General features: G+C 33.4%; 11 protein-coding genes. All 11 read right to left on the reverse strand.

All coding sequences use genetic code 11. The features are described 5' to 3' along the window. Positions 1-10 precede the first annotated feature (10 nt). A complete protein-coding gene (mobP2, locus tag AX762_RS01890; RefSeq protein ID WP_071847476.1) occupies positions 11-1237 on the reverse strand; it encodes a MobP2 family relaxase in 1227 nt (408 codons plus the stop codon). 19 nt (positions 1238-1256) lie between these two features. Then, on the reverse strand, positions 1257-1517 hold the full coding sequence (locus tag AX762_RS01895) for a hypothetical protein (RefSeq protein WP_071847477.1): 261 nt from the start codon (positions 1515-1517) through the stop codon (positions 1257-1259). Between the two features lie 385 nt (positions 1518-1902). After that, a complete protein-coding gene (locus tag AX762_RS01900; RefSeq protein ID WP_071847478.1) occupies positions 1903-2808 on the reverse strand; it encodes a hypothetical protein in 906 nt (301 codons plus the stop codon). A gap of 21 nt (positions 2809-2829) precedes the next feature. Beyond that, on the reverse strand, positions 2830-3471 hold the full coding sequence (locus AX762_RS01905) for a hypothetical protein (protein ID WP_071847479.1): 642 nt from the start codon (positions 3469-3471) through the stop codon (positions 2830-2832). A 99-nt stretch (positions 3472-3570) separates the two neighbouring features. Continuing rightward, a complete protein-coding gene (locus tag AX762_RS01910) occupies positions 3571-4650 on the reverse strand; it encodes a lysozyme family protein (protein WP_071847480.1) in 1080 nt (359 codons plus the stop codon). A 17-nt stretch (positions 4651-4667) separates the two neighbouring features. Then, positions 4668-6626, reverse strand: coding sequence for a VirB4 family type IV secretion system protein (locus AX762_RS01915; protein WP_083432744.1), 1959 nt, complete (start codon positions 6624-6626; stop codon positions 4668-4670). Between the two features lie 17 nt (positions 6627-6643). Then, on the reverse strand, positions 6644-7213 hold the full coding sequence (locus tag AX762_RS01920; protein ID WP_071847481.1) for a hypothetical protein: 570 nt from the start codon (positions 7211-7213) through the stop codon (positions 6644-6646). Positions 7214-7215: 2 nt separating this feature from the next. Further along, positions 7216-7530: a DUF5592 family protein gene (locus AX762_RS01925; protein ID WP_071847482.1), complete on the reverse strand. Its 315-nt coding sequence runs from the start codon at positions 7528-7530 to the stop codon at positions 7216-7218. 39 nt (positions 7531-7569) lie between these two features. Beyond that, positions 7570-9930: a pLS20_p028 family conjugation system transmembrane protein gene (locus tag AX762_RS01930; RefSeq protein WP_071847483.1), complete on the reverse strand. Its 2361-nt coding sequence runs from the start codon at positions 9928-9930 to the stop codon at positions 7570-7572. A gap of 16 nt (positions 9931-9946) precedes the next feature. After that, positions 9947-12916 carry a VirD4-like conjugal transfer protein, CD1115 family gene (locus AX762_RS01935; RefSeq protein ID WP_071847484.1) on the reverse strand — a complete coding sequence of 990 codons (2970 nt, stop codon included), beginning with the start codon at positions 12914-12916 and terminating at the stop codon, positions 9947-9949. Positions 12917-12922: 6 nt separating this feature from the next. After that, a complete protein-coding gene (locus AX762_RS01940; protein ID WP_071847485.1) occupies positions 12923-14947 on the reverse strand; it encodes a hypothetical protein in 2025 nt (674 codons plus the stop codon). Positions 14948-15017 lie beyond the last annotated feature (70 nt).

Raw genomic sequence — 15017 nt, forward strand, 5'->3', positions numbered from 1 at the left:
TACAATCACTCTACCTTTCCATTTCTTGATTTTTGTTTGTTGCTTCTTGTTCTCTTTGCACTATTTTATATTTCATTAAGTCTGTTTGATCTCTCAATTCTGAACCTAAAGCCTCTTTTATTTGTTGTATGGATTTTTTTGAAATATATAATTTAGTACTAACTTTATTTGAAACAGTAGTATTTTTATCCTCTCTAATTGGTTTTACTAATTGTTTTACTAATTGCAGTTCTTTTGTATTTGCTTTCAACTCTTTTAAGTATCTATTTCCTAATCTATAATTTAAATCTTCTTCTTTGTTCTTCGCATAGTCTTTTGAATCTCTATGTGTCTTTCCATACAAGCTTTTCATGAACTGACTTTCTTGATTAACATAACTCGTGTACATGTTATATTTTGGATTGTTACTTTTGTAATGACTAATAACTTTTTGTATTTCTTTTTTAGCTTCTGGAGAAATGTTTTTATAATGCCATTCTCTTTTATCTTTTGGAAGTTCCTTTAGTACATTTTTAGATTGTTTTAAGTAGAAATCATTCTCTTTACTTTTCTTGTTTAGCTTTTCTGAAAGAGTAAATTCAGAATATAAGTCATTTCGTAGAGACGAAATCTTTTCTAATGTCTTATCCCTATCTGTAAAGGTATTTATAAATGACGATTTCATATGATCCAATGTTAGAGGTTTTCTTACAGCCTTATAACCTAACACTTCTTCCCCATCTTTATTAGGATATAGTCTTCTTTCCCTTGTGTTATTTTTTTCAACGGTAGCAACATGGACGTGAATATTATCTGTATTTATATGGATAGCAGCACTCCATATTCCTGAGGATTCCAGTTTCTCTTCTTTAAATAATTGATCCATTGATTTTCTAGTCGCTTCTTGAATTAACTGAACATTAGGATTGTTATGCTCATCTAAAAAATCATTTTCTTTTAACCACTTATTATCAAACGAAAAGACATCTTGCCATAATACCGAATCATTCCTTTGCGCTTTATTAAATTCTTCTTGTAACTCTTTTTTTTCTTTACTATCTAGAAAATCATTGTATTTTGTAAATAAACCTGTGGTCTTATTTGAATCGTCCATATACTCATTAAATTCTTTATACTGTAGGTAATCATAATCGCCTTCTTTATAAACAGCATTGCTTCTTGCCATATAATCTACATAACTAGAAAAAGAAACTTTATTAGGTAAAACAAATCGCGATTTCAGAATGACTGCGGGCATATCTTTAACTCCGTTCTAATTATTCTAATAAGATATTTAACATTTTATTATTGGCTTCAATATATTTTTCTAGTATTTCTGTATTCTTATTTATTGCAATAGAAACATTGTTCATTGAATCTGTAAATCTCTTCTCACTTTCAAAACTATATTTCTTCTCTATATAATTTTCTAGTATTTCTGTTGTCAATTGATTGAGTGAAATGTTTCTGGTCACGGCTTCTTTATCTAGTGCATCTTTTAGACTTTTAGGAACAACTTTGTTATCTATTCGTGCCACAGTTATTCTCCTTTTTTGTTTTTAACATGAGTTTAATTGAATATTTATAGTGCCGTAAAACTAAAATATATCTCGATTTCTAAAACTAAATTATTGACGTAATAGAGGACAAGAAATAGTAGCTTGTTTTAGTAAGAGCATAAAGAGATTCTGGCGCCAACCGTTTTTGAGCGTTGCTCTAAAACGTTGACGTGTCAGGCTGTGCCTGACGAATCTGAAATCTTAAATCTGGCGCCAGATTTTAAAAAAAGAGATTTAAATTTCAAATCAAAATCCTATATACATCAAGGGTTACAAGCTGCTAATGTACACAAATGTGTACATTAGTGTACGTATGTGTACATTATGTACACATTATGTGTACGGTTTTAGTAGTTTTCCCAACTTATTGCATGTCTTCTTTTTTTGTTTGAAGTAATCTGTTTTGTTTGTTAATTTTTTCTATTTTATCGTTTATTTTTTTTGTTTCCGTTCTGTTTTCTATCTTTTTCTCTTCAAAAGAAATGATTTCCCGTTCTAATCCGGGTATGTTTTCATCTAATTCATAAGGTGTTTCGCTATTTATTTTTTCGATTTCAGTATCTATATCTATGTCGTTATCTGTTAAAGATATAATTTCATCTTCATGTTTTTTTATTATTTCTTCATTTATTTCGATCTCGTATTCAACACTTTCTCTAGCATAATAGAGTTTATCTTCAATTATTAAATCATTGTCTACGTCAAAACTTTCTTCTAATCCTCTTACTCTTATATTCATCCCTGCATTACTCATATCAACTGACTCATTCCCAGAATCTTCACTAGATATCGTAGTATTTAAATAGGTTCTATCTTCACTTATCGTTGTAGATAATGCCTTAAAGTCTGCTGGAATATTCTTTATAAAGACCACATAATAATTATCGGTTGCTTTGATTACCTCTGATTCTAGTAAGTAATCCGTATTAGAATAGGGGATCGTTTCAAAATTTAAATTTATATCCTGTAGTTCTGAACGAGACTTGTTAGTGTAAAAAAAGACTAATTTCACTAAATTGGTTTCATTATTCACCGTTCTACTAACTAGTGTTATGGCATTATTATTCAAATTAATTGGTTGATTAATTGCATTTCCCTCTACATTAATACTTGCTTCACTTGTTAGATTTATAAATAAAAACGTACATAAACCGAGAAAATAAAGAAAAAATAGTGAGAAGTATATTTTAGAGGGATTTCTTTTTAGCGTATCAACAAATCTATTTATTTTTTTCCCAATTTCTGGAATTTCATTATTTTTCACTCCCAAAAACATCTGCTCCTTTCTTGATCACTCTATGCTTGTCGGAATAGTAGCACTCGTTATTAACGGATTTCCATCTTGAGATTCTACGTTTAAAATGAAAACATCTTGTCCCAGATCAATTGTATTTCCGTCAGTTTCATAACTGCTTTCAGCTAAAGCAATAAATGACTTTTTATTATCCATTGATTCAAAAATTTGTATGGATTTCAACGTGCTTTTTATGTCTACTTCTAGTTCATCTAACTTATATTGACCATGTAAACTTTCGTATGCTTCTTGTGACATATATGTTTTTATGTCCTCTAATCTTGATATATAAGTGTCTGTATTATAGTTATATTCCTTTTCAATAAACGTTTTTATTAAAGCGATTGCTTGTGTATTTGTTTCGTTTGCTCCCTCTGTTATCTCTTTCTGTTCCTTATTATTTTCAATTGGTTCTGTGCTTGTTTCAGTATTTTCAGTCGCAATCAGAACAACCTTTTCTCTTAGTTCTGTAATTTCTATCTCTTTTTCCTGTACATAGTCATGTAACCTTTCTAGCTCCACTTCATTATTTCTTATTTCTGTGGTTTGATTTAATGATCTATAGATTAGAAATACTGATAAAAATGTTGTGAGTAAAGCGATACTAAAGATTATTTTCATTTGAACTATTTTATCCATTTTCCGACCTCTTTCAGCGCTGTTTTAAATCTCTTTAGTGGTACCTTATCCGTCAAACGAACTGAAACGAGCATAGAATCGCTCTTACAAACACTCCTTTTATAGCCCTAAATAAATAGCGGGATCTTTCCTTTGCCCGTCTACTTGTACTTCATAATGTAAGTGAACACCTGTCGAAGATCCAGTGGTTCCCATTGTTCCAATTTGTTGACCAGTCGTGACTGTCGTTTCTTTTTTGACGTGCATAGTGGACAAATGAGCGTATAAGGTCTGTAGTCCATTACCATGATCCAATTGAATATAATTCCCATAACTAGAATGATACGCAGCTGTCACAACGGTTCCATCTAATGACGCATAAATAGGTGGATTCCCTCCTGAAAGGGGTGCAAAATCTATCCCCCCGTGTAATTTCCCCATGCCAAATATCGGGTGAATACGAAATCCAAATGGAGAAGTAACGTTTGTATCGTCCACCGGAAACTTCAATTCTTCATCACCTGTTCCGCCAGTAGAAAGAAATTGTTGCACGAGATTAACATAGAAAAAGTTCCCTCCATTCGCATATAAAAAGTTGCCATGATTATTTGCTACTGCATTGTTATATGCATATGTTTGGCCAGTAGTGTTTCCAAGTGAAGGAGCAACGACATTTTTTGAATACTTCATGGCTATTTCTATTGTGTGTTTGCCACCATTTTCAGCAACGTGATTCATATAAGCAGATCCAAAATTATAACCTTGAATGGCTGTCCATGTATCGACACCTAATGCTTTTGAACTTATCAGTTGTTGTGATAAATATTTAACGCCTTGATCGATTGAATCTATAGGATCTAACGTGTTTACTGGTAACCCTAATGATTCAGACGATTGCATAATATCTTTTCCAACACCGCCTGATTCAACTTGTATCAAAGCCAGAATCAGAGGGACTTGATCGGCTATTTCATATTTATTTGCATAAACGCTCACTGTTTCTTCCCAAGCTAAAACATTTTCAGACAACCCAACGTTACCTGAAAAATCGCTATTATTAGTAGTAGAATTATCATTGAATGACATGAATATGATAGAGAATACTAGAATAAGTCCTACGATTAGTATTAGAAAACTGAACGTTCCAAAGACCCATTTTAATTTTTTATACTTTTTAAAGAGATCAAGCAATGTTTTCACTATTAATCACACCCTTTTTAAATACCACCTGTAAACCGTTTAATTTGTTCTGGACTAGCGTAAACATTGACTTGCATAGATTCATTACCGATGGCCATTATCGTTTGTCCTTGTGTTAATTTTGGAATCCGTTCATATTGGCTGTCGGTTAAAGAATCTCCCAAAACCGTTCTAATATCTTGTAAAACTGAGTGATCTAGGTTGAAAAAGAATTTATAAATACAGAGTTCAAAGATTTGTCTAAGCTGTTCTACAACGGCTGTATTGGCACTTGAAGAAAGAATTTCCAGAGGACTTTGTGTAGCATAAATGACACCACCGAAGAACTTTGGCATTTCTTTTTGGAAATTTACCATGTACCGTACCGCTTCATAATTATCAGAGTTTAAAATATTTTGGCACTCATCAATATAAACAGAGAACGCTCTTACATCTTCAATTCCAATTTCGCCCGTCTCGTATTTTTGCTTCATATCTCGACCATTTCTCAAAGCTTGATTCCAAATCATGGTTAAGGCAGTGAATAATTGACAACGAAAAACGGGTTGAGCCAAATTAGAAATGGATTCAATATCAAAGAATACAATTTGTTCATTTTCAATATTTTCCACTGTCGTGTACCCATTAAAAATCGACCCATATACCATTAGCATATGCTCTAACGTGTTCCTGATTGTTTCAATTCTATAAATACGTTGCTCTGTAGGATTATCTAATTTAACTAACGCTATATACTCTGTTTTCAGAAAGTCGATGAGTTCAGTTAAAGTCGGATATTCGTTATTTTCTAGAGACGTTATCTTGTAGGTAGCATTTAAATGTTGATTATCGATACTCTTTTCCCAAATACCTTTATGACAATACAAGCTGTATAACATTGACGAAAATTCATCAAGATCGGTACTCGATAGCTCTGCATTAATATAGGTCATTTGAATGCGACATTTATTTAAATGTTGATTAAAACTTGCCACTTCATCTACGGCCAAGTTATCATCTGATTTTGTTTGAGTGGCATATACTTGAAGCCAATTAATCCGTCCATCTTTACCTGATAGATCAATATACTTCCCGTCATTTTCAGATACTAGTTGTTTGAAATCCCCCGCTTTATCAAAACCACGTACAAAGTAATTTCGTTTAATATCATCCTCCATTTGTAATTTCAGTAACGTTGATTTACCCATCCGCATATTCCCAAATACAAAAGCATGAGAATATTTCCTTCTTTTCCCATCATTATAAAAGCGATCATAAATCACTGCGCCGTTTGTAGACGTCTCGCCTAAAAAGAACCCTCTAGGATCTTCTAATGACGTATGGTGGAAGAAGTAGCTCCCTCCCAGTGAAGAAGCAGGTAGTGGTGTTCCCGTTCTCTTATAAGCCCATTTTTGTTGTTCCGAATAATCATAAAAAATACTTTTCCATTCTTCTTCTTGTTCTAAAATCATTACTTGCGATTGAATGCCATTTCCGTATAAAGATTTTTTTTGTTTGTCTATTTTTTCTTCTAATTCTTTTTCCGTCGCCCCACCAGTATAAGAACGATTACGAATAACTTTAATGACTTCTCCTTGTTGACTGATTTCATTTACAATTTCGGTTAATTGCTGAATATTCGCACTAGCTTCCTGCTTAACAATATTGTTTTTATCTTCTAAAATACGTGCGTATTGCTCGTCTATGGAGCGGTTCAACTCTCTCATTGTTCTCTCTTTATCTTGTGTGGATACATCTAAGGTTGTTATATGGCCTTCTACCTGCATTAATCTATTCTGCCAAAAAGGGGGTTGTGTCGTTGGATAATTGTAAACATCTAGACAAGCTTCATATCCATCGCCTTTTTGAATCGATTTATCTTTAAAAACCATCCCCCCTTGTGGTTGTATATCAGAAATAAATTCATAATCAAGTGTGCTTGGACTTTCTACTTTTAAATTTCTTTTTATTTCATTCTTTTTCTTTTTTCCAAACATTATATGACCCTCTTTTCTTACAGACTATTTATATTCAAAATTTTTGCTAAAATTCCTCTTTTCTTTTCTACAGTGATATTTGTCGGGCTAAAAGCCTGTTCTCCAAAAATCTTTATATCTTTGATCCGACTGGCTAACTCTTTCTTACTTTTAGCATTTACAACAAGATAGTATTCTTGATTCGTTATATTATTTTCAGCTATTTGTAATGTTTCTATTTCGCCTAATATTGACCTTTTTTGCTTTTCTTTATGAATATCGGATAACTGTAACGTATCTACAGTCTGGTATTTCTTTAGCCAATATTGTTGTTGTTTTTTGGTACTTACTTTGTATCTAAGGGAAATAAATTTTATATCGAAAAGGACAACTCTAAAGAAAGTAGAAAAATTACCAATCAATGAATCCGAATCTTTGCTATTAACGGAATTCAGATCAACGCTTCTGCATTTTAGCCACTCTTGATACTCTCCATTTTTCATTACAAGGTAACCCTCTTCTGAAATACGCTCATACGGAATTACTTCAACAACAGAATGATCGACCACTGCTTTTTTATCCTTCTTCTCTTTTTTACTCTTAAACATACTTAGTCAACCTCTTTTTTGACGTGATATTTTTGGAAATCCACACTCCGATATTTTTTCAAATCTTGTCTAAGTGATTGAACCATAAGATTAAATACCGATTTTTGAGGGATTGGTTTTGCAATAAAGATAAATGTAAACACGACATTGAAAATATAATATGCAAATCTTAATGTGGTGCCTGTTTCTGCTAGGATGGGGGCTGTAAACATGGTGAAAATTATCATTCCTGCGATAAAAGGAATATCAGATAAATAAATAAACCATAATTTTATATCGGCTTTCATTTCTCTAGGTATTCGATAGTTATTTTGCATAGTATTCTCCTTTACATACCTATCCACTTTTAAACACTTTTATAAAGTGGGTCTCTTGCTTGTTTTTGGTTTTGAATGCTGACTATTTATATTTGAGCTAAATTCCTTCATTGTTTCATTTAGCTTATTAGTGGTTTGATTAGATACTGAATAATTCGTATCAACATTCTCAAATTGCTCTTTATTATTTGTTCCTACTACATTATTGGTTGAGTGACTAGTACTCGTTTCATTAGTATTGAAAGTTGTTGTTTCCCCTGCGTTACTCCCTGAACTGTAATCAGAACTTGCAGGTTTCGGCATTTCTCTTGAGGAAGAACCACTCTCACTAAATGAATCAATTGAGCTTACGCTAGTTACGCCATTTCCAGTATTTATTCTGACGTCATTTCTTATATTCCCATTTGTCGATTCATTAATATTTTGTGTTTCTGTATTCGATCCCGTAACTGTATTTTCTCGATTCCCATTACTTTGTAAGCTGGAAGATTGATCTTGACTAGTTGATTCATTCGAGTCTGCACTATTTTCCAAACTAGCAGTATTCACTGGAATGGACGTAGACGAACCGCTTATGCTTGACCCTTTTTCGGTATTAACGTTTGAAGACCCTTGATTCATTTGTCCTTTATTATCAGTTGATATGTTCTCTGTAGTCGTTTGATTAACGCCTTGTTGTTTCGTTGCTGTTCCAGATACTTGGTTTTGTTGTTCGGTCATTGTGCCACTTTCACTAGAGTCAGCGTTGATTTGTTGACCTGCTAAAGGTGTTTGAGAACCGTCTCCATTACCACCCTCTAAATCACCTGATTGTGGCGATTCTAACCCCTCCATAGAGCTTGTCGATTCATCTAACTGTACGTTACCAGACGTTCCTGTATCGGGCTTAATAGGGCTATTAGAACCGCTTGATTCAATATCCCCTTGTTGTCCAGTTACTGGATTCTGATCAACGGAACGTTCACTGTCCATTGCAGAACTTTCTCCTCCTGTTTCAGCAACACCCAATCCGTTCTTTCCACCGGAATTAGCGCCTATTGCACTCCCTGCACTAGCACCTGTAGAGCTTCCTGCTACTCCACCAATTCCGACTGCATTACTCGTATCACCTGTCGAATTAGTCGTCGCTTCTGCCCCTTTATCAGTCGTACCCACACCACTTATACCGTTTTCTTCATTTGGTTTAGAATCGGGTTTCATTTTGGAACTAATCGCACTTACTCCGTTTCCTACACTACTCCCTACGCTTTTACTAATCGCGCTGATTCCTTTAGATCCTGCATACATACCTGCCATTGTTTTAAACCCATCTTTTACTCCAACGTCAAAACCTAACAAGCGGGTAATGACAGACGTTCCATCTATTACGACTAAACCTAGTATTACTAATATGAGAGCTTTTAGTAGCGGGTTCATTTCCCCTGGTACAATTACATTGGGGGTACTAATCCAAGTGACAAATATTTGATACAGTCTTAGTAAGAAGAAGATAATAGCCAAAGTTGCAAACCCATTAACTACCTCTTTGAATATCTGTTTCACTTTTTGTCCCGTTCCAATATCTGTAAATATTAGTATCGGAGAAATGATTTTAGTCACTGCTAATTCAAATGATATTTGTATTATTTTAAAAGCGAAGAAAATATATACCACGGATAAAATGAGAAGCTGAATAATTACCGTTACATAATCAATCGAATAACGATAATAGGTTTGATTCCAAGATAACCACCCTGATTCCAGTTCTTCTACTTCTGTATCTCCATTTTCTGTCACAGTTATTCTGTTTTCAAAGACTTCATTATTATTTATACCTTCTTGATTTGCTTCAATTGCTTCCTGAAAGTTTGTATATTTAAAGTTATCAACTGTAATGTTATTGACTCCATAGGTATCAGAAGCAGTGCCTTCAAAATTGTTATTATCTAGGATCAACAAATCTGTTACGTTATCAGATATAGCCAGCATGGCTAATGAATCTGATTCTGATTCATTAGCAGCAATTTCACTAGCTCCGTCTTTACCTATAGTCGCTAGATCGTCAAATTTCACCATCATATCTGGTAGAATAATCACAAAAAGTAAAGCTAACACTAAATTTCTGAAAATAGTCTGATTAGGAACGGGGATCCCACTAATTTTCTTTATCCCAATCCAGGCCACTATAATTGCTAAGAATCCCCAACTAACTGCTAAAATGACAGTGTAAAATTCTTCAACTTGTCCCGTTGAATAAAAATCGCTTACTCTATAAACTTGTGTCACCAAATTTTCAGCCACAGTAGCTATGCTATAAATCAAACGGAGTAGCAATTCCCCTAAATAGGTAAACGGCACGTTGAATATTTCTTTTATAGAGAAGTAATCTTGAAACCTGATTAATATATCTTGTGTTGACATTCGTTACACCACACATTCATTTTGTGTTGATACTTTGTTTGTAGACAATAAGGTTGTTCTCAAAAGATTTAACTAAATGAGGTTTATTCTTCCTAATAGCTTCAATCATTTCAGCTTCTTCTAATCTTTCTTTTCCTGAAAAGATTTGATCAAGAGATAAGTTATATGTCTTCAAGAAATTAGAGAAGTAACGCGTTTCTAAAATAGCCGTTGTAATATAAAAGATTGAATCGTTAGCTTCTTCTACATTTTCAGTTTCTATTTCGATAGGTTCGTCCCTTCGTGTAGCAACCGTTTCACTTGTTGCAGCACTCATTTCTTCTGTATCTTTTTCTACAAATATGTCATGAAACCTTTTTTTGAATTGGTTTCTAAACTTAATTGAAGCCATATCTTTATACTGATGTGTAACCAACGAATAAGTGACCTTTGATTCTTTGGGATCAGTGACTCGTTTAATTAACTGATTACAAATGTCTTCATTACTACTCTCAAAATCAAATTCCTTTAGGTTTTCCGTAGTCATAGTTGTAAAGACATTACTTAATACCTCGTTAATGCTAGCCAATTCTATAGAATTAAATTTATCGTAAGCAGTCTTTTTTTCTTCTGTTTTTGCTTCTGGTTCTAGTTCTTTATCACGTACATTCAAATGCATTACATTGTCTATTTCTTGGAAATCGAGAGCAATTAAGTCTAAATCCATATATTTATGAATAGACTTTATCGGGAAATCAGCTGTAGATTTTCCTGTAAAGAAATACTCTGATAGGTATTCGTAACGGTATTTCATTCTTCTTTTTTTCCCCGAATTATAAATAGGGTATGCTTTTATTTTTTCTTGTTTATTTGTTTGACGTTTCAAAGACCTTAAGACCAGCATTTCTCCCTCTTCAAATCTTAATAAGTTAAAGGGTTCAATCAAGGGTTGTTTATCTATATTTTTAGAGTTTTTTTGTTCTAATTCTGTTGAATCTCCTGAATTAGAATTTAATTCAATGGTTCTGTAACCTAATTTCTCTGATATTTCTTTTGCGGTCGTTGAAGAAGTGGATAGGATATATAAGTGATTCTGACAGTTATCTTTAATTGACTGACCCTTCTCATCGCCATAGAGTGCGGTTATTTGATTGTAGCCTTGTACGACCAGGTCAAATAGTATGTTACGTCCTAAGCACACAGTCATAATAGAATCCATTTCTTTTATAGGTGTCATATTTCCGAATTCATCTAGTAAGAATTTCAATCTGCGGTGCAGCTTATTCCCTCGCACGTCTTGACACATGGTAGCCATTGTCTGGTACATCTGTTTAATAAAAATACTAGACAACATGGCTCTGCTTCTATCATAATCTGGGACTAACAAGAAGATTGCTTTAGGTTTGTCAATGTAATAGGTTTCCATAGATTGAACAAGTTCCAGACCCTGTTGCTCTTTATTTTTCAAGATTTTTGTACTTGCTTGTTCTTTGTATTCAATAAAACCATAGTCATTAATGGGACTTAACGCATTTTGGGCTATTCGCTTAAATGAATACCACAGATCAATATTTTCATCATCTACCAAGTGGATAATATCCCCATCTGCTAGTTTCTCGTTAAAACAAATTTTCAAACTACCATAGGGTTCTTTATTTTTAATCAATCGCTTCACTTGTCCGACATCTTCTCCAAAAGGGCTATCTACATTTTTCTTATAAAATTCTGCTTTAACCGATTGCCCTACTAATTTGTAATCAGTAAACAATCTAATTTGTTTTGGGAAGCCTACCAAGGAGAAATCAATTGTATTTTTACTTGTCATTCGTGCCATAGAATCTGCATTGAATAATTTTAATTTTTCTAGGGCCGATACGAATATTGAAGACCTCGTTTTGCCCTCTGCAAACTCTGTTGCAGAAAATTGCATTTTTGCAACGTCCGAGTGATCTAATGAGTTGAAAAATAAATCTAATTTAGTTTTTTCTACTCCGTCAATTTCTGTTTTTTCTTTTCCTAATGTCGTGATAAAGGTTTGAACATTTCTCATAGTCACTTTTTCGGGTTTATATGTATCTTCTCTTAAATAAATACCGCATAAAGCTAAGATTGAGGCGCCCACTAAAGAGGAAGCTAGCGAGTTCCAAAAATCAGCTTCCGGATCTCCTGTCATATACAACGAGAAGGTCAAGCTTTCAGTTAATTGTTGGGCTGTTTCCATATCTCCATTGGTGTAGGCTTCTATAATTAAAGCTAAAGGATTATATGATAGTGAATTTTCGGGACTAATCATATTTATCACTTCAATATCATACCCACGTTTCCTTAACGTCTCATACGACCCTGTATAAAGTTCCCCTTTAGGATCATTGATAACTAAACTAGATTGTTCTTCTGCCCTTGACGTCACATCTATAGTAGGAAAGACAAAGGTTTCTCCTTTACCTGAACGGGAAGTCCCTATAATGACTGTATTCACCGGTTGATCGTCAAGGTAGAGCTTATCTTTGTACCTCGCTACCGGAATGCCCCCATGACCTTTAATTTTAGATTTTAATTGGTCTACTTCTTTGTAGGCTTGTTGAATCTCACTTAGTGTTGAAAATCGAGAATCTCCTTTTTGTTCCGTTACATTTAAAGGTAAGAACTTTTTTCTAATTTTGAATGCAAAAACTATCGAAAAAACGACTGTTCCAAGTAAGGAAATGATATGAAAAAGTGTTAAATCGTTTACGTTTGTTAGTTGATTTAGACCAAATTCATAACTTTCAAAGCCCGTTCTACCTTGAAGTAGCGAGCCTATCCCAAACCCATTTTCAATAAACGAACGTATTACATTGATAAAGTAGTTAAATAAGAGAGAAAGAGGTAGCACGATAATCATTACATTGAGTACGAATATAAACCACGAACTTAGAAATGCAAACTTTGAGGATTGTGTTTCCTTTTTCATAGATTTTAATTGCAATTTATGACTTAATTTTAATCGCATATTATTAGATACCATGTGCATTTACTCCTTTGATAGTTCTTCAACTTTATTCACGTCATCATCATTTTCTGTATCTTCCTCTACAGTAGAAAGCACCTCGATTTCCCCAACGGATTGGTCTTGTACGGGGAGGCTTAGCGCTGCTGATCCTCTATCAGATAAACCGTAAACTGCTAACCCTAAACTTACGATTGCTAAGCCGATCGTTGAATACAAAACATATTTCAGTTTTTCATTTTTTGTTTTTTCTTCGTGAAGTGATTTATTTATTCTCTCTTCAACTTTTACCTCTACTTCATACATAAAGGATTTTTTATTTTCGAGTTCTTCTATCATTTTATTTTGAAGATCAAGACTGACTTGGTTTTGCTGTAGCCGCGTTTCTTCGTTAGCGACGTATCGAGCTTCTTTCAAGCTTTTCTCTTCTATTTCTTTTTTTAATTTGACGATTTCTAATTGATAGCCTTCTTTTTCTTTTTGGTTTCTTAATACAGATTGACTTCTCTCAATTTCTAATTCTATTTTTTCTTTTTCTAAAATGAGGTTAGTGTGCTTATCATTTAGTTCTTTAGTAGCCAGTTCGTGCCAGTTGGAAAGATTAGTTAACACAGTATCTTCAATACCTTTTAATTCTGTTATTAAAAACTCTTTCTTTTCAGTGAGCATATCTAAGTTCAATTTGTCCATGTCAGCATTGAATTTTGCTTCGTACTTATTTCTAAGTCCTATGCTCTTTTCTGATACGAGATTTTCATAGTGAGAATGAATATTTTCTAGTTCTGTCTTCTTTCTTTCCTTAACTGAATTTTTTATATCACTAAAAAAAGCGTTTGTCCGTATTTGATTTTGTCTATCCTTAGCTTCTTTAGCTTCTCTTACTTTTTGATCATACTGTTCTTCTGATATTATTTGAGCTTCTTTTTCAGGATTACTACTCAGGTATTCACTTTTTTCGTTCTTTTCAATTTCAATATACTTTTCATTAGTTATTTTTTCTCGTTCTGCTTTTTCATCACTATGCGTCTCTAACATTTTGCTTAGTTTTTCTTTTAATTTCTTCTCTATGTCCGCTTCTTTTTCTGTATATGTTGTGTTGTAATGCTCGCTCTGTTTAGCTACTAATGTTTGAGATTCAATAGACAATGAATTAAATTTATCTATTTTGTATAATATCAATTCTCTTTCTGTCGTAGTTAAATTAGAATTTTCTAAAGCTGTTTTTAAACCTCTTAATGAATCACGAATACTCCTAACAAACATATCTTCAACAATTGGTTCTGCTCTGTTTTCAGTTAAAGTAACAGTATCCTCGCGTTCATTTTTACTTACTTTTTCTCTATTGCCCGTTTGAGTAGCCTCCGGTCCATTTGTTGCAGCACTCGTTATCGCTCTTGTGTCTTTCGGTTCTAAAACTATTTTTATATCGTCCTGAGAAGCGTTATCCTCTTTTTCTAATGCGTTATTATTCGGATCATCTTCAATTAACAATCTGCCTATTGTGGATTCAGTTATTTCCCCACTACTATCTCCAGTATCCATGTTGGACTTATTTTCATTATTTATTACTTCTGGAAGTTTTGGCGTTATCTTTTCTTTATTAAAAATATCCAATACCCACTTTTTACCTTTCCCAGTGGTTCTTGCAGTTTTGTTAAGGACCGTTTCTTTACGCTCTTTACGTTCGGGTATCCCTGTTTCCTTATCTATAACTTCATGATTAATCTCCGTTGTCACACGTTTTTCAAACGCTACTCTTTTTTCTTTATCTTCTTCCAATTGATTTCCAAGTACGATCGCTCTTGTTAAGAGTGAAGCTAAACTATCAGTTAGAGACTCTTTTGTTAAATCAGTTATTTCTAACAAACCTATATTATGTTCATCTGCTAAAGTGATATCTGGTAACTCTATTTTTTCTCTTTCACTTAATGCAGCTATATGTTTTTTTAGTTCTTCGTATTTCTGATTTGCTTGATATAAAGAGTAAAGCGTATCTTCTTCAAGGATTTTTTGTTTCTTAGATAGATTATCAAACGATATCTGTAACATATATTTTCCTCCATCTACAAAATAATGGCGTCATAACGCAATGTTATGACGCCATTATTTTGTAGCTTTA

This window comes from Alkalibacterium sp. 20, assembly GCF_001885615.1.
Classification (GTDB): Bacteria; Bacillota; Bacilli; order Lactobacillales; family Carnobacteriaceae_A; genus Alkalibacterium.

Bases quoted from the DNA above. Each gene is read 5' to 3' on its own strand.
- mobP2 (WP_071847476.1), bottom strand. From the start codon at position 1,237: ATGCCCGCAGTCATTCTGAAATCGCGATTTGTTTTACCTAATAAAGTT.
- AX762_RS01905 (WP_071847479.1), bottom strand. From the start codon at position 3,471: ATGGATAAAATAGTTCAAATGAAAATAATCTTTAGTATCGCTTTACTC.
- AX762_RS01915 (WP_083432744.1), bottom strand. From the start codon at position 6,626: ATGTTTGGAAAAAAGAAAAAGAATGAAATAAAAAGAAATTTAAAAGTA.
- AX762_RS01920 (WP_071847481.1), bottom strand. From the start codon at position 7,213: ATGTTTAAGAGTAAAAAAGAGAAGAAGGATAAAAAAGCAGTGGTCGAT.
- AX762_RS01925 (WP_071847482.1), bottom strand. From the start codon at position 7,530: ATGCAAAATAACTATCGAATACCTAGAGAAATGAAAGCCGATATAAAA.
- AX762_RS01930 (WP_071847483.1), bottom strand. From the start codon at position 9,930: ATGTCAACACAAGATATATTAATCAGGTTTCAAGATTACTTCTCTATA.
- AX762_RS01935 (WP_071847484.1), bottom strand. From the start codon at position 12,916: ATGGTATCTAATAATATGCGATTAAAATTAAGTCATAAATTGCAATTA.
- AX762_RS01940 (WP_071847485.1), bottom strand. From the start codon at position 14,947: ATGTTACAGATATCGTTTGATAATCTATCTAAGAAACAAAAAATCCTT.